Origin of the sequence: Buttiauxella agrestis ATCC 33320 (assembly GCF_000735355.1) — a bacterium.
Lineage (GTDB): Bacteria > Pseudomonadota > Gammaproteobacteria > Enterobacterales > Enterobacteriaceae > Buttiauxella > Buttiauxella agrestis.
This window is the reverse complement of record NZ_JMPI01000057.1, coordinates 89,801-111,073: the sequence shown is the minus strand read 5'-3', so window position 1 is coordinate 111,073 and position 21,273 is coordinate 89,801. Positions and strand designations below refer to the sequence as shown.

The following is a 21,273-nucleotide window of genomic DNA, read 5'->3' as shown; positions in this document are numbered from 1 at the left end:
CGGGGGCTTTTTTATATCTTAATTATGTTGGGTGTTAATTGAAGTACAAATAATATAAAAAAGCCCTCTCTTTATGAGAGGGCAAGGCCTACACAGGACACACTATATTTCTATCAGGCGGGAATTAATTCTGGGTTCGCAGGCATTTTTGCAATATACAGTGCCGGTTTACCGTCTTTATCTGAGCTAAACAATATTGCGCTGTCGTCTGGTGTAAAGGAAGGATGCGGGTGCGTTACCTGGCGGCTATTAGCAAATGTCGCCCAGGATGTATCGTGGCGAGCAACGCGGAAATAAGCTTTCTTCGCCACGTCGAATGCATACAAATAAGGATCGTTATCAATGGTATAACCGCTGGTATCTTTAACATCGACCGGCGTACCTGAGCCATCGCCTACCAGTAGCGTGCCGTCAAAGTTGCTCATCAAATGAGAACATGCAGGCATCTGCATCACTTCTTCGTTAATTCCGTTGTCCGGGTTGTAGCTATAAATAGTTCGGCCTTGCTGGCCTTTCAAATAAGAAACGTACATCAGCGATGAGCCGTTTGGTACCCAGAATTCATGGGTGCAGCTTTCGCCTTCTGCGTGTTCTTTAACTTTACGCACATTGCTGCCGTCTTCGTTGACCATCCACATCCGCGCATCGACCAAATCATGCGGGCCTTCGTGGCAGAACGCGACAGTGTTGTCATCGAACGGGCGATAAATCGGGTGACCGAGCCAGTTTTTTTCCTGATGAATAACGGCGCTTTCGCCGGTTTGCAAATCAACGCGCAGTAAGCGGCAATTTGGGCCTTTGTGGAAGAAGTCATGGAAGATTTTCCAGTCGTTCAACGGAACCCAATCGTCTTTGGAAATTTCGATACCGACTAATTTGGTGCAATCGCTGTTTGCCACCCAGGTGCCGTAACCCACCCAATCTTCCGGTACGCGATACACTTCGCGTTCAACCAATGTTTCAAGATTGACTTCCAGTAGCGTGCGCTCGTTCTTCACATAATAGAGGGATTTGTCATCCGGAGAGAGGAAGCCACCAAACGTGTTGTCGCCCATTCCTTCAGTCAGTTGCACCGCTTCGGCGGCTGCGATATCCAGCAGATAGTAGTTCCAGTTGCCGTCAAATTCGCCAGCAAACAGGAGTTTACTGCCATCCTGAGTAAAGCATTTTTGATAGAAGTAATTACGATGACACGTTACTTCCGGTGGCGTTAAGCGGGTGACTTCGACGCCTGTGTCTGGGTCCTGGCTCACTTCATAAACCAGTTTAACCCGCATACCTTTAGCCATGATGCTCTCCTTTAAATGGCAATTCATATCTGCCGAAAATTTATGTTCGAACTTCTGGTGTTAATTTATCAAAACATTGTTTCAATATGTGTGATTGCATTCACTAAACGGTGACAACATTCACAATACTTTTATCAGACTGATGGATCAGGCGGGAAAAATGGCGGGTAACCGTGATCGGAATATCAAATTTGAAAACTATCTCTCAAAAGTTGAAACATCGTTTCATTTATAATTGAAAAGAGGTTTCAACAAGATTAGTATTACTCCATCAAAGATTACGGAACACTGTTTTTACCGTAAGTGATTTATGAATGGCGCAGTTAGCGCAGACAAATTTTCCCCGAGATGCTTGCGCTAACAGCAAGCCCGTATAAAAAAGGAAACCTACATGATTTTGGATTCGTTCTCCCTGGAAGGTAAAGTTGCTGTTGTGACAGGTTGTGATACTGGCCTGGGCCAGGGTATGGCTATCGGTCTGGCAGAAGCGGGCTGTGACATCGTGGGTATCAACATTGTTGAGCCAACTGAAACCATCGAGCGCGTGACCGCGATGGGCCGTCGCTTCCTGAGCCTGACTGCTGACCTGCGTCAGATTGATGGTATTCCGTCGCTGCTGGAGCGTGCGGTTGCTGAGTTCGGCCAAATCGACATCCTGGTGAACAATGCGGGTCTTATTCGTCGCGAAGACGCGATCAACTTCAGCGAAAAAGACTGGGACGACGTGATGAACCTGAACATCAAGAGCGTGTTCTTTATGTCTCAGGCTGTGGCTCGCCAGTTCATTGCTCAGGGCAAAGGCGGCAAAATCATCAACATCGCTTCTATGCTTTCTTACCAGGGCGGTATCCGCGTTCCTTCTTACACCGCATCTAAGAGCGCGGTGATGGGCGTGACCCGTCTGCTGGCGAACGAGTGGGCGCAACACGGTATCAACGTGAATGCTATCGCCCCGGGTTATATGGCGACCAACAATACTCAGCAACTGCGTGCTGACGAAGAGCGTAGCGCGGCAATCCTTGAGCGTATCCCAGCGGGTCGTTGGGGTCTGCCAGAAGATCTGAAAGGTCCAATCGTGTTCCTGGCATCAACCGCTTCTGATTACATCAACGGTTACACCGTTGCGGTTGATGGCGGCTGGTTAGCGCGTTAATTTAGGATTGATGTAAACGGTGGATGGCGCTGGCGCTTATCCACCCTACAAAATCCAATCCTTTCGGTAGGTCGGGCAAGCGTAGCGCCCCCGACAAACGCAAGCGAAGTAGAAACCTCCTGATTTTCAGGAGGTTTTTTTATATCTATACCCTCGCTAAATACAACGCAGGCATGCCTTCTTCGTCGGAGGTGTAGAGCACCCATTGGTTATCCGGGCTAAATGACGGATGTGGATGCGTCACCTGACGGTCGCCATCCAACACTTTCCAGGAGGTGTTGTGGCTACAAACCGCTTTCTGCGTTCCTTTCTTAAGATCGAACACCCAAATGAAGGGATCGTTAAGATCGATATTTCCCGTTTTATGCGGTGCGCCGTCTCCGACAACCAGCGAGCCGTCGTGGTTGCTCATTAAATGTGAGCATGGCGGAATGGTACGCAGTTGACGATTCTCCAGCGTTTGCGGGTCGGCGCTGCACAAATAGCGGTGCGCGTCGCCTTCTTTATGCGCGACGTAATAGAGAGCAGACCCGTCCGGTACCCAGAATTCATGAGTAAAACTCTCACCTTCCTGATGCTGGCGAACTTTACGCAGATTGCTGCCATCCTGGTTAATCAGCCACATGCGGGCATCAATAGCATCGCGCGGACCTTCATGACAAAACGCGACGGTTTCGTCGTCGAACGGACGGTAAATCGGATGGCCCAGCCAGCGTTTTTCTTGCAGGATGACTTGCTGCTCGCCGCTGTTTAAATCAATACGAATCAAACGGCATTCCGGATTCGTGAAATAGAAATCACGGAATTTTTGCCAGGTGGTGAGCGGTGACCAGTCGCTCTTTTTGATTTCAATCCCCACCAGTTGGCTGCAATCAGAATTCGCCACCCAGGTGCCGTAAGCCACCCATTCGTCATCGACTTCATACACGACGTATTCTTCGAGCGACTCCAGATCGACGCGGCGTAGTTCGCGGGTGTTTTTCACATACCACAGTGACCGGTCGTCAGCCGACAAAAATCCGCCGAAGGTGTTGTCGCCTTCGCCTTCCGTTAGCTGCGTGGCAATTTGTTTCTCTAAATCCAGCGCATAATAATTCCAGTGCCCTTCGAACGCGCCGCCGAAAATCAGCCGCTGCCCGTCGTGACTAAAACATTTTTGATAGAAATAATTGCGGTGACAAATGATGTGCGGGGGCGTTAAACGAAGCACTTCCGTACCGGTTTCCTTGTCGCGTCGGGCGCGGAAGGAAAGTTGAATTTTCTTACCCTTAGCCATAACGATTCTCCTGAGAATCTAAAAAAAATGCCCCGCCACGCGATGAAACGGGCAGGGCATGAATTTCAATACTTAGGCTGAATAATTAGCGCATTGCGCGTTTCAGAATACGATTACCCTGGCGTTCAAATTCAGCAGCCGTTTCTTCTACGGATTTCTGGCCATAGTCGATGTACTGCAAAGAAGTCCCGAACAGCGAAACAATCTGCGGATCGTCAAAGTATGGCGATGTCGACAGTTTGTTTGGCAGCGATTGTGCCAGTTTCAGGCCCGCAACCGCCGGGTCGTTATCTTTGATCACGCCATCGGCCGTTAATTGTGTCACTGCTGCTTTGCTCAATGGAACACCACGCTCCAGACCCAGCGCTTCAACGCCTGCTTTTTCGTTCAGCAGGAAGTTGATCAGCATCGCGGCTTCTTTTGGATGCTTAGTCGTTTTGCTGATTGAGAACATCTGCGCAGGTTTGAAGAACAGACCGGCATCAGTTGCACCTGGCAACATTGGGTAAGAACCCAGCTCAAGTTTTGCTGGTGGTTTCAGGTTGTCGGAATACTTGTTAATGGTGGAGTTCCACATGTAAGTCCCCGCCCATTCGCCTTCAATCCACGGCTTCATTTCGTACATGTTGCTCTTACCAAATGACGCATAGTATTTGGTGTCAGGCATCACGTGGCTATCAATGAGTTTTTTGTACATGCCAAAGAACTCGACCCACTGTTCTTTGCTGTAGCCAAACTGCTTTTTCGCCGTGTCGATTTCAGGAATGTTGTATTTCTGGACCATGTAAGAGCGCAGCAGAGAAAGCGTATCCTGGTGTTCTAACACCACCGGGAAGTACTGTTTGCCCAGTTTGCTTTCAAAAGTTTTGCCCGCAGCCATCAACTCTTCCCAGGTTTTAGGGTATGAGATGCCGGCCTTTTTCCAGGTTTCGTCGTTGAAATAGAACACGCGCGCGGTCACGGAAATTGGGATCCCGTTCAGCTTGCCGTCAACCGTGGTGGATTGCAGTTCTTTCGGATCAAATTGCGCCAGATCCAAATCGCCCTTCACGGTATTCAGGTCGTAGAAGCCGGTGCCGGTTTTAGAGAAAATGGGCAGCCAGTTCCAGTTCGTTTGCATGACGTCAGGCTCGGTACCGCCAGCAATCTGAGTAGTCAGACGCGAAAGGTGGCCGTCCCAACCGGTGTATTCCGATTTCACTTTAATATTCGGATGTTGTTTCTGGAACTCTTCCACCGCTTTCAGTGTGACCTGATGGCGGCCATTACCGCCCCACCAGGACATACGTAAATCAACATCATCTGCCGCGAATGCAGAGCCGGCAGCCATTGCTAAGGTAGAGGTAATCAGGGTACTTAACAGCACTTTTTTCATTATCATAGACTCCTGTCAGAGTGAGATGTTTTGTTCTGTTTTAGCGTCGAAAATATGACATTTTTCCATGTCAAACTTGAAATACACCTTGCGGTGAAGGCCTTTCTCAATCATTGGCTTAGCTTCATCGGAAGGGATGCGGCAGGTCATTTCAAAATCAGCTACTTTCAGGTAGATGAAGAATTCGTGGCCCATATTCTCTACACGCACCATTTCACCGCTTGAATGGCTTTCAGCGAACGGTTCATCAGAGATTGAAATAAACTCAGGACGGATGCCGAAGAAAATGTCCTGATCTTTGTACTCCGCACAGCGCTTCTGCTGGCGCTCGTTCAATGCCAGCGTATCGTTGCCGACGCTAATTTGCAGACGGCCTTCTTTCTCGATCAGTTTGCTCGGGCGAATGTTCATTTCTGGCGCACCGATAAAGCCTGCCACGAACATGTTTTTCGGGTAGTGATAAAGATTATCTGGCGTATCCACCTGCATGATGTGGCCCAGTTTCATCACGCAGATACGGTCGCCCATGGTCATCGCTTCGGTCTGATCGTGGGTAACGTAAACGGTGGTCGCGGGTTTGCCGCTCTTCTTGAGCTGTTTGTGCAGGTCGGAGATACGAATACGCATCGACGCACGCAGCTTGGCATCCAGGTTGGATAACGGTTCGTCAAATAAGAACACATCCGGTTTTTTCACAATCGCACGGCCAACGGCCACACGTTGTGCCTGGCCGCCAGAAAGCTGACGCGGCAGGCGGTCCATCAGCTCATCCAGCTCAAGGATTTTCGCTGCTTCATTTACCTGGGACTCGATTTGCTGTTTTGGCAGCTTGCTCAGTTTCAGGCCGAACGCCAGGTTTTCGCGCACCGTCATGTGTGGATAGAGCGCGTAGTTCTGGAACACCATCGCAATCCCACGAGATTTAGGAGCCAGGTTGTTCACCACGCGGTCGCCGATTCTGACTTCACCGCCGCTGATGGTTTCAAGACCCGCCAGCATACGCAGGGTGGTTGATTTCGCGCAGCCAGATGGGCCGACGATAACCATAAATTCACCGTCTTCAATTTTCAGGTCGATACCATGAACCGCCTGGAAGCCGTTGGAGTAAACTTTTTGCAATTTGTTGAAAATAACTTCAGCCATGATATTCCCTCACTTAACCTTTAATTCCGCTGCTGGTCACGCCTTGTACGAAGTAGCGTTGAGCCAGGAAGAAGATGATGATCGATGGCAGAATGGAGATGCTCGCCATTGCCAGAATTTCGTTCCATGGAGCGCCTTCAGTCACGTCGATAGACATTTTGAGCGCCAGTGCAATTGGGTATTTGTCTACGCTGTACACATAAATCAGCGGCCCGATAAAGTCGTTCATTGACCACATGAACTGGAACAGGGCGACAGAGATAATGGCCGGTTTCAGAATCGGCACTACCACATACCACAGCACCTGGAAGGAGTTACAGCCGTCAATTTGCGCGGCTTCTTCCATATCACGTGGCACGCCACGCAGGAACTGGATCAACATGAAGACAAAGAATCCCTGGGTTGCGAATGCCATTGGCAGCCACAGCGGCAGATAGCTATTCAACATGCCCATTTCACGGAACATCAGGTATTGCGGGATTAACAGCACGGTGCTTGGCAGCAGCATGGTGGTAATCAACGTTGCAAACCAAAACTTCTTAAACGGGATATCAAAACGGGCGAAGCCGTAAGCGACAATCGTTGAAGAGATAATGGTCAGCAGCACTTTGGGAATCACATACTGCATGGTGTTCCACATGTAGTGGCCAAAGGTGTACTCAGTACCGGTTTTCCAGCCGTTGACGAAGCCGTCGCTGGTTGGGTTTGACGGCCACAGACCGAGCGTGGTGAAGATCTCATGGTTCGGTTTAAACGCCGCAGAGAACATCCACACCAACGGGTAGAGCATCAACAGACCGACAATAATCAGCACGATATAACGGATGGTGCGGCTGATTTTTTCACGGCGCAAAGTCTGCGCGATCTCTTCTTCTGCAAGGTCCGTCGCATTTTTAGCCGCTAGCTGGCTTGGTTGGATATCAGCCATTTTTGCCTCCCTTATCTGCGGAGTAGAACACCCAGTATTTCGATGACTTAAAGGCGATGGAGGCAAAGACCGCCACGACCAGGAACAGTACCCACGCCAGTGCTGCGCCATAACCCATATCGAAGTATTTGAACGCTGTGTCGTAGATGTAGAGCGAGAACAAGTAGGTGTAGTGAGTCGGGCCGCCACCGGTGATGATGTACGGTGCGGTAAACTCCTGGAACGCCTGCGTGGTCTGCATGATGAAGTTGAAGAAGATGACTGGCGTAATCAAAGGCACGGTCACTTTCATGAACATCTGCCATTTAGACGCACCGTCGATCATCGCGGCTTCATACTGTGATTGCGGAACGTTTTGCAGTGCCGCCAGGAAGATAACCATCGCAGAACCGAACTGCCAGACACGCAGCAGCGTAACGGACATCAGCGCCAGTGAAGGTTCACCCAGCCAATTCACCGGGTCCAGACCGAACACACCAATAAAGCTGTTCAGCAAGCCGTCGATAGCAAACAGTGCGCGCCACAAAACAGCAATGGCGACAGAGCTACCAAGAATTGACGGAATGTAATACGCAGTACGGAAGAAACCGATGCCGCGCAGTTTAAAGTTCAGAACAAATGCGATGCCGAGTGCGAATGCGAGTTTTAACGGAATGGTTAAAAACACATACGCAAAAGTCACACCCATGGATTTCCAGAAGAGCGAATCTTCGGTCAACATGTAGCGATAGTTCTCGATACCGTTAAATACCGGCGGGTTCATCAAATCGTACTCAGTAAAACTGAGGAAGAAAGATGAAACAAACGGGAAGGCAGTAAAGACTAACAACCCTATTATGTAGGGTGAAATCCATGCCAATCCCAGCATTCTGTTTTCATTCATACATATTCATTCCCTGGTAATTGATTGATATTAAAATATTAAATCACCGTTACAGTTGCTCATTATCCATATCGTTTTATAGATTTCATAAACATCCGAACCGTGGTTCCTGATTTGTAAAACAGCGTTTTAAATAATCTTATTACGATTTGTAACTGAGTCATTCGATTCATGAAGGAAATGTGATCAAAGTCGAAACACTGTTTTGAATATGTGAAGGGAACGAGGTTTTGCAGCGGAACGGTAAAAGAGAACACGATTTTTGCGAATTTAAAAACTGCAAGAGTTGGTGGTTGTCTTTCAGACAATTCTTGTTAATAATGGCGCTTCAAAGAAGGGCTTCATATTTGGGTGTGAATTTGTTTCTTTGTTATCTGAATGTTACGTATTAGTCGGGTTGTTGTCTGCTGTGGGTATTCGCCCCGACAATGACACGAATAAGGAACAGAAATACCTACTTTCTCGCCGTTTAAATCTTACTTGCTTACCAAAAATATGACGTAGGTAATGCACTCACTGGTGTGAGTATCGAAAGCGGGTCTTTTTCTTAATATTTTAAAAACTGGCTAGTTATGTCTTCCATAGAAATGAAATCCAATCTTTTAGAAAATACGTCATCTTATCCACTCGTGGCACCACAGCATGAAGAGATAGACTTATTGAGCCTATTATCGACTCTTTACGCCGCGAAAAAGCAGATAGTCACGATTACGCTTCTGTTCGCATTGTGCGGATTGGCCGCCAGTTTCCTGCTTCCACAAAAATGGACCAGCGAGGCGGTTATCACGCCACCTGAAAATAGCAATATTATTGAATTACGCCGTGCGGTGGTTGATTTGACAGTGCTTGGTGTCGAAACCAATCTTGATGCTAGTCGCCTCTATAATAAATTTTTAAAGAAATTTGATTCTCAGGAAGTGCGCGAAAAATTCCTTGCTCAATCTCCTTATGTACAGACTCTGCTGAAAAACCCAAATGTAGATAAGAGCGACTTGTACCGTGCGATCGTCAATGTTTCAGCAAAATTTAAGGCGCTCGACAACAGTGACCCTAAAAAAAGCGAAAATCTTCCCTACACTTCATGGACTCTCAGCTTTACCGCGCCTGACGCAGATGATGCCCAGCAATTGCTGAAAAGTTATATTGATTTTGTTTCTGCTGAAGTGAATAAAGACGTTATTACCAATGTGAAAAATGCAATCGAACTCAAAGTTGCATTTGAAAAAAATAAGTTGGCTCTCGACCGTGTTAACCTCCAGAACCAACATAACGTTAACCTGGAGCGCCTGGGATACTCATTGCAGGTGGCGAACGCTGCGGGCCTGGAAAAACCGGTATACAGCAACGGTCAGGCGGTAAAAGATGATCCTGATTACTCTGTTTCCCTTGGTTCTAAAGGGCTGACCGAGAAGTTGAAGATTGAGCAGTCGATTAAAGATGTTGCGCAGATGAATGCATCACTACAAAACCGTGAGCATGCACTGAGCCAATTAGAATCCATTAATCTTGGCAATGTTGATTTCACGCCTTATCAATTGCAAATGCAGCCATCATATCCACTCAAAAAAGACGGGCCGGGTAAAGCACTCATTATTATACTGGCGGGATTGGTGGGGGTGATTGTTGCATCTGGTTTGGTTTTGGTGCGTGGGGCTTTGGCATCACGTATGCGTATTGAAGAAATCTAATCGCGTATTTCGCTTCACAAAAACGGCTTCCTGAAAAGAAGCCGTTTTTGTTTGTCCGTTACTTCAGAAAATCTTCGCGCATTGGGGTGAAGGTATCAAGCAGAGTACCCGCTTCCAGGCAAACGCAGCCGTGCATCACATGCGGTTCTTTATACAGTGTGTCGCCTGCGGTAACGCGATGAGTTTCTTCGCCAATGGTGAATTCAAATTCACCTGACAGCACATAAGTTAGCTGTTCATGCGGGTGGTTGTGCATCGGGCCGATAGCGCCTTTTTCAAAATTAACCTGTACCGCCATCATTTTACCGTCATGCGCCAGAATACGGCGGCTCACGCCCGCACCTAAATCTTCCAGTTGAGTATCTTTAATAAAGGTGAACATTTCTTGATCCTTAGTTATGTGAAACATTGTTTCATTTAAATAATCGTATCCTGAAAAGTTCAATTGCGATAGTTCACCCCCGTGTTTTGTAAGGCCGATCACGCTTTCACGTTTTGTCGTCTCTCTGATATAACCAATGGAATAAATACGAACAGGTGAAACGTGATGAAAACAATTGGCTTGCTGGGAGGGATGAGTTGGGAATCGACTATCCCTTATTATCGTCTGATTAATGAAGGGGTTAAAAACCGTTTAGGGGGCTTACACTCCGCAAAGATCGTGCTGCACAGCGTTGATTTTCATGAAATCGAAGCCTGCCAGGCCAGTGGTGAATGGGATCGGGCGGGGGATATGCTGGCGCAAGCGGCACTGGGCCTGCAAAAAGCGGGTGCTGAAGGCATCGTGCTGTGTACCAACACCATGCACAAGGTGGCGCATCATATTGAATCACAGTGTGCGCTGCCGTTTTTACATATCGCAGATGCGACGGGCCGTGCCATTACGGCACAAGGCGTGAATCGGGTTGCGCTACTCGGCACGAAATACACCATGGAGCAGGATTTCTACCGGGGTCGCCTGACGGCTGAGTTTGGTATCGAATCCTTAATCCCTGATGAACCGCAGCGTTTGCGTATTAACCAGATAATTTTTGAAGAGCTGTGCCTGGGCAAAATCACCGCCGAGTCGAAGCAGTATTATCAGCAAGTTATTACCCAACTTCAGGAACAGGGCGCGCAGGGCGTGATTTTCGGTTGCACTGAAATCGGCTTGTTGCTTAATCAACAAGATTGCCCGCTCCCTGTATTCGATACCGCGGCTATTCACGCCGCTGATGCGGTCAATTTCATGTTGGCTGAGTAATATTTTTTTAGTTCATATTTCAAGTAATCTGGCGGCTGAGTTCACTCTCCCGCCTTTTGTTATTTCTGCAATCTGGAGTCAATCCCATGCCTGTTTCCTTACTCGCGCTGGCGATGAGTGCGTTTGCCATCGGCACGACGGAGTTCGTTATTATGGGCCTGTTGCCCGACGTAGCGGGGGATCTGTCGATTTCTATTCCTGCGGCGGGATGGCTGATTAGTGGCTATGCGCTTGGCGTGGCAATTGGCGCACCGATCATGGCGCTGCTCACGGCAAAATTACCGCGCAAACTCTCACTCATCTTGCTGATGGTGATTTTCATCGTCGGTAACATTCTGTGCGCGCTGGCGCTGAATTATCACTTCCTGATGCTGGCTCGCATTATTACCGCCCTTTGTCACGGTGCTTTCTTTGGCATCGGCGCAGTTGTGGCAGCAAGCCTGGTGGCACCAAATCGCAAAGCCTCGGCGGTGGCACTGATGTTCACAGGCCTGACGTTGGCCAACGTGCTGGGCGTGCCGATTGGCACATGGTTTGGGCAATTGTACGGCTGGCGCTCAACGTTCTGGGGCGTGGCTATCATTGGCGTGGTGGCGTTTATTGCGCTGATTGTCAGTTTGCCATCGCAAAAGGAGGAAACTCCGCCAAACCTGAAACGCGAAGTCAGCGCGCTGGTGAACGGCAAACTGTGGCTTTCACTGGCAATGACGGTCTTTTTTGCCGCCGCGATGTTTGCTCTGTTTAGTTACATTGCGCCAATGCTTTTGCAGGTGACGGGCGTGACTCATCAAGGCGTAAGCTGGACGCTTTTCCTGATAGGTGCGGGTCTGACGGTGGGGAATATTTTGGGCGGGCGCCTGGCAGACTGGAAAGTTTCTTTCAGTTTGATCCTGAGTTTCAGCCTGATTGCTATTTTCTCACTGCTGTTCCGCTGGACCAGCCACGGCCTGTGGTTGGCTGAAATTACGCTGTTTCTCTGGGCGATGGCGGCATTTGCGACGGTTCCCGCGCTGCAAATCAACGTGGTTCTGCACGGCAAAGATGCGCCAAATTTAGTTTCGACGCTCAATATTGCCGCATTTAACGTTGGCAACGCATTCGGTGCCTGGGTTGGCGGCTCGGTTATTGCGCACGGTTTTGGGCTGACGGCGGTTCCTGTCGCGGCAGCAGGGCTTGCGGTAATTGGCCTGGTTATCTGCTTGATTAACTTCAGCAATGGCACCGGGCATCAGCACCCGGCGACAGAACACTAAATCAGGCATCCAGCAGCGCATTTAGCGGTTCGATATAAATCTGCATATTGGTTTGTAAGTGCTCGCTAAAAGCGCTGACCAGCGCGGAAGCAGGGCGGTGCAGGGGGCGAATCAGGCTCACGGTAAACGGCACCGCCACGCTAAAACGTCGCGCAACAACGCCGCTTGAGGCGTAATCCAGAGCCGTCAACGGATTGACGATCGACACGCCCACTCCGGCCCGCACCATCGCACAAACCGAGGCTGCGCTGTGTGTCTCCATCACCATACGCCGCTTGACGTCGTGTTCCTGAAACAGTGAATCCAGCAATTGGCGATAGCTGTCAGTGCGCGAAAGGCTGATGTAGTTTTCCCCGGCAAAATCTTGCGGCGTGAGCACTTTTTTATGGGCGAGGGGATGGCTTGCGGGCAACACGCAGACTTCGTTTAGCGTCAGTAACGTCTGGCGTTCGGTTCCAGCGGGCGTCACGGTATTTTCGGTCAACCCTAAATCGTGGCGCTGGGCAGAAAGCCACTCTTCTAACAGCGGTGATTCCTGCGGCACGATATTGAGACTCAACTCAGGGTAACGCGCCAGAAACGGCTGCACTAACACCGGCAGAAAAGATTGTGAAAACACCGGCAGGCAGGCAATCGACAATTCGCCCTGGCGGAATTCACGCAGGCTTTCGGCGGCATTCAGAATTCTGTCCAGGCCATACCAGGAGCGCTGCACTTCTTCAAACAAGCGTAAGCCCTGCACGGTGGGATGTAACCGCCCGCGGCTACGTTCAAATAATTGCAGGCCAATCAGCTTTTCAAACCGCGCCAGCTCACGGCTGACGGTCGGCTGCGACGTATGCAGCAGCCCTGCCGCTTCAGTCAGATTGCCGGCTGTCATCACCGCGTGGAAAATTTCGATATGGCGTAAGGTTATTGAGGGCATAACGTTCTCCTGTTTCCATATCAGTTTTGCATAGACTCCAGAGAAAACGATATTTTTTCTTCACTTCGCGGTATGGCGTAATACAAAAAAATGAAATGTTGCCGGAGCCACCATGCCACGCCCACTCAATAACACCGACACCGCGCTGAATGCGCAAAACCTGCTGGCATTGCCCGCGGAATTTGGCTGCCCGGTCTGGGTTTATGATGCTGAGATTATTCGCCAGCAGATTGCCCAATTGCGCCAGTTTGATGTGATCCGTTTTGCGCAAAAAGCGTGTTCTAACATTCACATTCTGCGTCTGATGCGCGAGCAGGGCGTGAAAGTGGATTCGGTTTCAGAGGGTGAAATTGTCCGCGCTTTGGCGGCGGGCTATAACCCGGTTGAAAACAAAGACGATATCGTATTCACCGCCGATATGATTGACCTATCGACGCTGGCGCTGGTGGCTGAACAGCAGATTCCGGTGAACGCGGGTTCCGTGGATATGCTGCAACAGCTTGGTGAAGTGTCGCCGGGCCATCGCGTCTGGCTGCGCGTTAATCCTGGTTTCGGTCACGGCCACAGCCAGAAAACCAACACCGGGGGGGAAAACAGTAAGCACGGCATCTGGCATGCAGATTTGCCGCAGGCGTTAGAGGTTATCCAGCGCTACAAACTGCACCTGGTGGGCATTCACATGCACATTGGTTCTGGTGTGGATTATGGTCACCTCGAACGCGTTTGTGGCGCGATGGTGCAGCAGGTGATTGATTTTGGTCAGGATCTGGAAGCGATCTCCGCAGGTGGTGGTTTGTCCATTCCGTATCGTGAAGGCGAAGAAACCATCGACACTAATCACTATTACGGCTTGTGGAATGCGGCGCGTGAGAAAATCGCCCAGCGTCTGGGACACCCGGTGAAACTGGAAATCGAACCAGGCCGTTTCCTGGTGGCAGAATCCGGCGTTCTGGTCGCGCAGGTGCGCTCGGTTAAAAATATGGGTTCGCGCCACTTCGTGCTGATTGACGCCGGGTTTAACGATTTGATGCGTCCGTCAATGTACGGCAGCTATCACCATATTTCCGCTCTGGCAGGAGACGGACGTGAACTCGCTTCACTTCCAACAGTAGAAACCGTCGTGGCCGGGCCATTGTGCGAATCGGGCGATGTGTTTACTCAGCAAGAGGGCGGCAAAGTGGAAACGCGTGCGCTGCCGCCGGTGCAGGTCGGTGACTATTTAGTGCTGCATGACACCGGCGCGTATGGCGCTTCGATGTCATCTAATTACAATAGCCGCCCATTGTTGCCTGAAGTGTTATTTGATAATGGTGTGGCGCGACTGATTCGCCGCCGTCAGACCATTCAGGAATTGCTGGCGTTGGAAATGTAATACGGGCCAGGGCCGACTGACTCGCGTAACACCAGTTTGCCGACAAACGGCGGGATAGCTTTAAGCGGCTCGCCGTTTGCCAGTTTTATCGCCTGATCGATTGCCGTGGTGATCATGCTGTCGATAGGCAGATAAACGCTGGATAACGCGGGTTCAAGCCACTGCGCGCTCGGCGCATCATCAAATCCAAACAACGAAATATCCTGCGGAATCCGCACTCCAGCCTGATGCAGCGCCTTTGAAGCGCCCAGCGCCATATCATCGTTACAGGCAAACAGGGCGCTAAATGGCACCTGGCTTTCCAGTAATTCCTGACACAATTTATGGCCAAGCACCATGCTTGAATCGCCATATTTCACTCGGTCTTCGTTAAAAGCGATGCCATGTTTTTGCAATGCTTTTCTGTAACCCATCAGACGTGCCTGGCCGGTTGGCGTAGAAATAGGCACGGTAATGCAGGCGATATCTCGATGACCTTGCTCAATGAGATAATCGGTCGCCTGAAACGCAGCATCTTGCTGTTCAAAGAAAACGCAGCGATCGCGCGCCTGGCTAACATCGCGGTTAATCACGACCAGCGGGACTTTAATGCTGTTCATTAGCGACAATAAAGTCCGCTCGTTCATAAAACGGGTGTACAGCACGATGGCATCACAATGGCGATCGACCAGCATTTGCACGGCTTCCAGTTCTTTTTGCGGCGTATCGTGTCCATCGGTGACAATCAATTGCTTGCCCCAGACTTCCGTTTGCCGTGAGGCTTGTTGTAACAGGCGGCCAAAGTAGAACCCGTCAAAAGTCGACACCACCAAACCGACGCTATTACTGCTACGGTTCGCCAGCGATCGCGCCAGAAAATTAGGGCGATAGCCCAGTTCTTCCATGGCGGTAAACACCTGCTCGCGGGTGCTCTCTTTGACTTGCCCAATTCCGTTAAGCACGCGTGATACCGTTGCTTTGGAAACGCCTGCGCGTAGCGCGACATCCAGCATTGTTACCATCAATTCATTCCTGATTAAGACGCTTGCCGCGTGGTCGCATAATGGCGCTAGTTTATCACGCTGTGATGATGAAACATGGCGCTAGCAGCAATTGTCGTGCCGGATCACGCTTTTGAATGATTCATGCAACTTATATTTATTTGGTATACCAGATTATTCACATTGGAATTCCAATATAACAATGTGGGACGTTTATCACGGAAATGTTAATGAGTTGGTTCTATTTTTGGTATACCAAATCGGTCGTCTTCCATCGCTTTGAATAATAAAAAAACGACAACACTGAGGTATACCCTATGGCTTTGCAGGAAAAGTTAATCGACTCTCTGGGAAGTTTTGCCACTAAATTCAATAGCTACCGCTATATTATGGCGATCAAAGCTTCCTTCATTACACTAATGCCGGTGATTATCGTCGGGGCATTCTCGGTCCTCATCTCGAATATGGTGTTGGATCCTAAAAACGGCCTCGCCAGTTTTTCTGCACTGTCATTTCTCGCCCAACTCAAGCCGATTACCGCGGCGATTAACTACGCCACGCTTAACTTTTTAAACATTGGCGCGGTGTTCCTGATTGGTATCGAATTAGGCAGAATCAACGGCATCAAAAGTCTGTTCCCTGGCTTGCTGGCGGTTATCTGCTTTATTTGCGTGACGCCAACCACCATCGAAATGATGGTCGATGGGCAAATGCATATGGTGAAAGACATTCTGGCGCGCCAATTTTCTGACACCCGCAGCCTGTTCCTTGGCATGTTTATCGCTATTTTGTCGGTGGAAATTTACTGCTGGCTGGAAAAGCGCGAAGGGCTGAAGATCAAAATGCCTGATACCGTTCCGCCTAATGTTTCTGCCTCTTTCTCAGCACTGCTCCCTTCGATCATTACCGTTACCGCCATCGCGACCTTCGGTTTTGTTTTCCACCAAACTACCGGCATGTACCTGTATGACGCTGTGTATCAGGTGGTGCAGCAACCGCTGGAAAAAGTGGTGCAAAGCCTGCCGGGGATTTTGCTGCTGATGTTTGTCGCACAGCTGTTTTGGGTTATCGGTATTCACGGTAATCAGATGATCAAACCTATCCGTGAGCCGCTGCTGCTCGGGGCGATTACCGTCAACATGAGCGCGTTTGAGCAAGGTAAAGAGATCCCTAACATCATCACCATGCCGTTCTGGGATGTGTATATGAGTATTGGCGGTTCCGGTTTAACGATTGGGCTGCTGATTGCGGTGATGATTGCGACGAAGCGCAAAGAGATGAAAGAAATCGCCAAACTCTCTTTCGGCCCTGGGATCTTCAACATTAATGAGCCAGTGATTTTTGGTATGCCGATTATGCTCAACCCTATTCTGGCTATTCCTTTCATTATTACGCCGCTGGTTACCGGCACTATTGGCTACTTCGCAACGGCAATGGGTTTTGCCGGTAAAGCCGTTGTGATGGTGCCATGGACCACGCCGCCGCTGATTAACGCCTGGCTTTCTACCGCCGGTTCGATGGGCGCGGTCGTCACGCAACTGGGCTGTATTCTGGTTTCGGTTCTGATTTACCTGCCGTTTGTGAAAATAGCCTCTCGCCGTGCTGAACAAGCGCAGTTACAGGCCGAACAGCAACAACTTGCCAAAAACGTGTGAGGAAGGCATGAGCAACGTAAAAATCACTATTCCAGCAGATTTTATACTCGGTGCTGCGGCATCGGCCTGGCAAACCGAAGGCTGGAGCGGCAAAAAAGAAGGGCAGGATTCCTGGCTTGACGCCTGGTACAAAAACGACAGACATGTATGGCATGAAGGCTACGGCCCGGCGGTCGCGACGGATTTTATCAATCGCTATCGCGAAGATGTGGCGTTGATGAAACAGGCGGGATTAACGCACTACCGCACCTCTATCAACTGGTCGCGCTTTTTCACAGACTATGAAAAGGGCGTAATTGACGAGGAATATGCGCAGTATTACGACAACTTAATCGACGAAATGCGCCGCAACGGCATCGAACCGATGATTTGTCTTGAGCACTATGAATTGCCAGCCGTTTTATTTGAAACCTACGGCGGCTGGGCATCGAAGAAAGTGGTCGAGCTTTTTGTCTTGTACGCTGAAAAAGTGTTTGCCCGTTATGCGCATAAAGTGAATCGTTGGTTTACGTTCAACGAGCCGATTGTGGTGCAAACCCGCGTTTATCTTGATGCGTTGCGCTGGCCGTATGAGCAAAACACCCATAAATGGATGCAGTGGAACCACCACAAAAACCTCGCCACGGCGAAAGTGGTGAAGCTTTTCCGCGAAAAAGGCTATAGCGGAACCGTCGGCTGTATTCTTAATCCAGAAGTGACTTATGCGCGCTCCAGTGCTGCTCATGACCAGCAAGCGGCGCAGATATACGATCTGTTTTACAACCGCGTATTTTTAGACCCGCTGGTGCACGGCGAGTATCCGCAGCAGCTTATCGAACTACTGAAAAAACATGATATTAAGTGGGATTACACCGAACAAGAGCTGGCGATTATCCGGGAAAATACCGTCGATGAACTGGGTATCAACTTATATTATCCACATCGCGTAAAAGCGCCGTCCCGAGCCTGGAATCCGGAGACGCCATTCCATCCAGCATATTATTACGAGCCGTTTGAGTTGCCAGGGCGGCGAATGAATAAGTCACGGGGTTGGGAAATCTACCCCCGTATCGTTTATGACATGGCGATGCGGATAAAAACGGAGTATCGCAATATTGCGTGGTTTGTCGCAGAAAGCGGGATGGGAACAGAAAACGAGGCGCAATTCCGCAATGCTGACGGCGTGATTGAAGATGATTATCGTATCGCGTTTATCAGCGAGCATTTGTACCAGACGCTGCGCGCTCGCGAAGATGGCGCTAACTGCCAGGGTTATATGCTTTGGGCGTTTACCGACAACGTATCGCCGATGAACGCCTTCAAAAATCGCTATGGATTGATTGAAATTAACCTGCAAAACAATCGTGAGCGACGGGCGAAAAAATCTGCGCATTGGTATCGGACGCTGGGTGAAACTCACACGTTGCAGCTCAACGTTGATGATGAATGGAAATAATTGGGTACAGAATTTGATAAGCTAGCGGGCATAAATCAGCGTCAGAACATAATGGCGCTGAGAATCAACAAATGCGGGTGATATCGTGGACAAGGTAGTGCTTTCGACAGAAAAAAAACAATACCAGGAAATTGGTGAGGATCTGCGCGCGCAAATAATGCAGGGATTGTACCCAGTCGGTTCACGTTTGCCGCCTGAACGTAATATTGCTGAAACCTATGGCGTCAGCCGCACGATTGTTCGTGAAGCGTTGCTGATGCTCGAACTGCAAGGCACAGTCGATATTCGCCAGGGTTCCGGTGTTTATGTCATGCGCGTTCCGGCAGAAAATGAAGCGGAAGAAGAAGCCTTTTTCAGCAGCGATATTGGCCCGTTTGAAATGCTCCAGGCGCGTCAGTTGCTGGAAAGTAATATTGCGGCATTCGCCGCAAAAATGGCGACCAAAGCGGACATCGACAACCTTAAGCGAATTCTCGAGCAAGAGCAGCGCGCGATCGCGATAAACGATCTGAGTCAGGATAACTGCAAGATGTTCCACCTGGTTCTGGCGGGCGCTTCGCAAAACCAGATGTTGCTGGCGACGGTGGAAAGTATCTGGCGCCATTTAGACAGCAGCCCAATGTGGCAGCAATTGCGGGCGCATATTGATACACGCAGCTATCGCCTGAAGTGGCTCGGCGACCTGCAAACTATTCTGGCGGCACTGCGCCGCCGCGATGTCATGGGTTCATGGCAGGCGATGTGGCAGCATTTAGAAAACGTTAAAAATAGCCTGCTCGAGCAATCTGATTCCGATGCGCCCGATTTCGACGGCTATCTTTTCGAGTCCGTTCCCATCTTTCAGGGGAAGCTGATGTGAAAATTCTCCCGCTGTATGCGATGCCGCAATATGCCGGGCAGGTTACAGACTGGATATGGCAGGCATTTGGCACTTCTGACAGCCGGGACTTTTTCGCTTCAATTGTGGTGACCAGCCAGCGGGAAGGGCAGTTGCCTTTAACTTTTGTGGCGGTTGAAGGTGAGAAACTGGTTGGAACGGTTGGGTTATGGCGCTGCGATTTAATTAGCCGCCAGGATCTTTATCCGTGGTTAGCAGCGTTATATATCGATGAAAACCAGCGCGGACGTGGGCTTGGGGCAAAGCTGCAACAGCACGTTATTGAACACGCTCGCGCGCTGGGTTATCCGCAGCTTTATCTCTATTCAGCGTGCAAAGATTATTACGAGCGTTTTGGCTGGGAATATATCGGCGACGGGCTGGATTACCCGGATAAGGTGGTTCATCTTTATAAATACGTGCTTTAAACATTTACCACACACTAATTAAGGTTTAGAAACAATAGTTTTGCAGATTTCTGGCTTACTGGCGTAATACAGTCCAGGAACGTCCCCTTCCTCGTCACATAACGTGTAATCTAACGCCATTAATCCCAGAGGGATTATCCATGATATGACCATGAAAAACACGAAACATGCAAGGCTAAACAATCCCCAGATATTACCAATGAGCGTTCCTTTTTTTAGTCGCTCAACGCCTTTTTGCAAAATTGTGCGGAATGAGAAAAAGAATACGTAAATGTAAGTTGGTATCCCTCCAATGGCGGTAATTATTCTTCCGTCATAAATAATAGTATTATCCAGCGTAATAAGGGAGTAGAGTCGATACTCCTCAATAAAAAACATAGAGTAATATACCATAATCAAAGATACGGCCATCAAAAAAATACCAGCAAATTTAAAGCCTACCCATTGTAATTTGGTATATGGTCGCATTTTAGAAACCTCTTTCATGTAGTGGTTTTGAAAATGGAGCCAAATGTTGATAATCCCATTCGCTCATTTTTTGCTGCTCAATGATAGCGTCACGAATTTTGTTTTTTAGATCTGTAGATAGCCCCATTTCGTTATCAAGATGATTTAATTGATTATTTAATATAATGCCTATTCCAATGATAAACCCAGCAATAATTACAACTGGAAAGCTGAAAAATGTCATCACCCCACCGACAATCCCGATCGCTACGCTTGACACAATTATTTTTGCTATATCCATTGGAATATCAACCAAAAAATCAACAAGGTGATAATCAGACTTAAATATCAGTTCAACACCTCGCAACGCTAACGAGGCATAAATACAAAATTTCATTCCTTTTATAAGGGCGGTTCCAAAACCGCGCATCCCAATAGCCATTTCAAGCATTTGTGGGTTTGTTGCCCCGTAACGGGTGCCTGTAAGTATGCGGCGCACGCCAGCATAACCAGTGATTTTTATATATGCCTTGCCATTAATTACGTACTCTACGGCTTTTATTTTTAGATAATTAAAGTTAAAAACTAATTTTCCCGTAGGGCTGTAGTAAGTTGTTAATTTGCTGAGGGTGCGAAATCCATCCAGGCCATCTTTGATGTTTCCTGGCCCTAGTTTGTATGAAAAGAAATAATCTAAATTACCAAGTAATTCATCTGATACCCCCTGCGCTTCCTCAATAGTTAGCAACATGATGTATCGGCTTTCAGTAATAAAATCACCATTGATAGCCGCCATATCACGCAACACTGGATTCATACTTGGATAGGTTTGAAATTGATGTTCGTCGCGCAAGTAATCATGTGGCTTATTCTTTGAATTTCTTAATTCAGACATGACAACCTCCTTATTTATCAAAACTAAT

20 protein-coding genes are annotated in these 21,273 nt (G+C 48.9%); 9 read left to right on the top strand and 11 right to left on the bottom strand.

Annotated features, from left to right (window positions below; all coding sequences use genetic code 11):
- Positions 1-113 precede the first annotated feature (113 nt).
- Positions 114-1,289 (bottom strand): oligogalacturonate lyase family protein, encoded by a 1,176-nt coding sequence (locus GBAG_RS16355; protein WP_034498122.1) that lies wholly within the window; start codon positions 1,287-1,289, stop codon positions 114-116.
- A 391-nt stretch (positions 1,290-1,680) separates the two neighbouring features.
- Between GBAG_RS16355 and kduD the strand changes: the two genes are divergently transcribed.
- Positions 1,681-2,442 carry a 2-dehydro-3-deoxy-D-gluconate 5-dehydrogenase KduD gene (gene kduD / locus GBAG_RS16350; RefSeq protein ID WP_034498120.1) on the top strand — a complete coding sequence of 254 codons (762 nt, stop codon included), beginning with the start codon at positions 1,681-1,683 and terminating at the stop codon, positions 2,440-2,442.
- A 145-nt stretch (positions 2,443-2,587) separates the two neighbouring features.
- Here the strand turns inward: kduD and GBAG_RS16345 are convergent, their stop codons facing one another.
- The 5 genes from GBAG_RS16345 to GBAG_RS16325 form a co-directional block, all read right to left on the bottom strand.
- Positions 2,588-3,718, bottom strand: coding sequence for an oligogalacturonate lyase family protein (locus GBAG_RS16345; RefSeq protein ID WP_034498118.1), 1,131 nt, complete (start codon positions 3,716-3,718; stop codon positions 2,588-2,590).
- Between the two features lie 85 nt (positions 3,719-3,803).
- Positions 3,804-5,093 (bottom strand): ABC transporter substrate-binding protein, encoded by a 1,290-nt coding sequence (locus GBAG_RS16340; protein WP_034498117.1) that lies wholly within the window; start codon positions 5,091-5,093, stop codon positions 3,804-3,806.
- Positions 5,094-5,108: 15 nt separating this feature from the next.
- Positions 5,109-6,236: an ABC transporter ATP-binding protein gene (locus tag GBAG_RS16335; RefSeq protein ID WP_034498115.1), complete on the bottom strand. Its 1,128-nt coding sequence runs from the start codon at positions 6,234-6,236 to the stop codon at positions 5,109-5,111.
- A gap of 13 nt (positions 6,237-6,249) precedes the next feature.
- Positions 6,250-7,164 (bottom strand): carbohydrate ABC transporter permease, encoded by a 915-nt coding sequence (locus GBAG_RS16330; protein WP_034498113.1) that lies wholly within the window; start codon positions 7,162-7,164, stop codon positions 6,250-6,252.
- The gene (locus GBAG_RS16325) at positions 7,157-8,047 is read right to left on the bottom strand and encodes a carbohydrate ABC transporter permease (RefSeq protein ID WP_034498111.1); all 891 of its coding nucleotides are present in this window, start codon (positions 8,045-8,047) and stop codon (positions 7,157-7,159) included. The genes GBAG_RS16330 and GBAG_RS16325 overlap by 8 nt, the downstream gene beginning before the upstream one ends.
- Before the next feature lie 572 nt (positions 8,048-8,619).
- Here GBAG_RS16325 and wzz(fepE) point away from each other — a divergent pair.
- Complete coding sequence (gene wzz(fepE) / locus GBAG_RS16320) at positions 8,620-9,735, top strand: LPS O-antigen length regulator Wzz(fepE) (protein WP_034498109.1); 1,116 nt, start codon at positions 8,620-8,622, stop codon at positions 9,733-9,735.
- Positions 9,736-9,793: 58 nt separating this feature from the next.
- Here the strand turns inward: wzz(fepE) and GBAG_RS16315 are convergent, their stop codons facing one another.
- Positions 9,794-10,117 (bottom strand): cupin domain-containing protein, encoded by a 324-nt coding sequence (locus GBAG_RS16315; RefSeq protein ID WP_034498106.1) that lies wholly within the window; start codon positions 10,115-10,117, stop codon positions 9,794-9,796.
- Between the two features lie 165 nt (positions 10,118-10,282).
- Between GBAG_RS16315 and GBAG_RS16310 the strand changes: the two genes are divergently transcribed.
- Entirely contained in the window at positions 10,283-10,978 is a 696-nt protein-coding gene (locus tag GBAG_RS16310; RefSeq protein ID WP_034498104.1) for an aspartate/glutamate racemase, read from the top strand.
- Between the two features lie 86 nt (positions 10,979-11,064).
- Positions 11,065-12,231: an MFS transporter gene (locus GBAG_RS16305; protein WP_034498103.1), complete on the top strand. Its 1,167-nt coding sequence runs from the start codon at positions 11,065-11,067 to the stop codon at positions 12,229-12,231.
- A gap of 1 nt (position 12,232) precedes the next feature.
- Here GBAG_RS16305 and GBAG_RS16300 read toward each other — a convergent pair whose 3' ends face one another.
- Positions 12,233-13,156 (bottom strand): LysR family transcriptional regulator, encoded by a 924-nt coding sequence (locus GBAG_RS16300; RefSeq protein ID WP_034498101.1) that lies wholly within the window; start codon positions 13,154-13,156, stop codon positions 12,233-12,235.
- 112 nt (positions 13,157-13,268) lie between these two features.
- Between GBAG_RS16300 and lysA the strand changes: the two genes are divergently transcribed.
- Complete coding sequence (lysA, locus tag GBAG_RS16295) at positions 13,269-14,528, top strand: diaminopimelate decarboxylase (RefSeq protein WP_034498099.1); 1,260 nt, start codon at positions 13,269-13,271, stop codon at positions 14,526-14,528.
- Here the strand turns inward: lysA and GBAG_RS16290 are convergent.
- Complete coding sequence (locus GBAG_RS16290; protein ID WP_034498097.1) at positions 14,501-15,529, bottom strand: LacI family DNA-binding transcriptional regulator; 1,029 nt, start codon at positions 15,527-15,529, stop codon at positions 14,501-14,503. The genes lysA and GBAG_RS16290 overlap by 28 nt on opposite strands.
- A 296-nt stretch (positions 15,530-15,825) precedes the next feature.
- Here GBAG_RS16290 and GBAG_RS16285 point away from each other — a divergent pair, with 296 nt between their 5' ends.
- The 4 genes from GBAG_RS16285 to GBAG_RS16270 all read left to right on the top strand — a co-directional run bounded on the left by GBAG_RS16285 (position 15,826) and on the right by GBAG_RS16270 (position 19,903).
- Positions 15,826-17,163 carry a PTS sugar transporter subunit IIC gene (locus GBAG_RS16285; protein WP_034498095.1) on the top strand — a complete coding sequence of 446 codons (1,338 nt, stop codon included), beginning with the start codon at positions 15,826-15,828 and terminating at the stop codon, positions 17,161-17,163.
- A 7-nt stretch (positions 17,164-17,170) separates the two neighbouring features.
- Positions 17,171-18,598 carry a glycoside hydrolase family 1 protein gene (locus GBAG_RS16280; RefSeq protein ID WP_034498092.1) on the top strand — a complete coding sequence of 476 codons (1,428 nt, stop codon included), beginning with the start codon at positions 17,171-17,173 and terminating at the stop codon, positions 18,596-18,598.
- An 85-nt stretch (positions 18,599-18,683) separates the two neighbouring features.
- Positions 18,684-19,457, top strand: coding sequence for a GntR family transcriptional regulator (locus tag GBAG_RS16275; protein ID WP_034498089.1), 774 nt, complete (start codon positions 18,684-18,686; stop codon positions 19,455-19,457).
- Positions 19,454-19,903 (top strand): GNAT family N-acetyltransferase, encoded by a 450-nt coding sequence (locus tag GBAG_RS16270; protein WP_034498087.1) that lies wholly within the window; start codon positions 19,454-19,456, stop codon positions 19,901-19,903. Before GBAG_RS16275 ends, GBAG_RS16270 begins: the two co-directional genes overlap by 4 nt.
- 18 nt (positions 19,904-19,921) lie before the next feature.
- Here the strand turns inward: GBAG_RS16270 and GBAG_RS16265 are convergent, their stop codons facing one another.
- Both GBAG_RS16265 and GBAG_RS16260 read right to left on the bottom strand, forming a co-directional pair.
- Positions 19,922-20,371, bottom strand: coding sequence for a hypothetical protein (locus GBAG_RS16265; RefSeq protein ID WP_034498085.1), 450 nt, complete (start codon positions 20,369-20,371; stop codon positions 19,922-19,924).
- A gap of 1 nt (position 20,372) precedes the next feature.
- Positions 20,373-21,245 carry a hypothetical protein gene (locus GBAG_RS16260; protein WP_034498083.1) on the bottom strand — a complete coding sequence of 291 codons (873 nt, stop codon included), beginning with the start codon at positions 21,243-21,245 and terminating at the stop codon, positions 20,373-20,375.
- Positions 21,246-21,273: the final 28 nt, after the last annotated feature.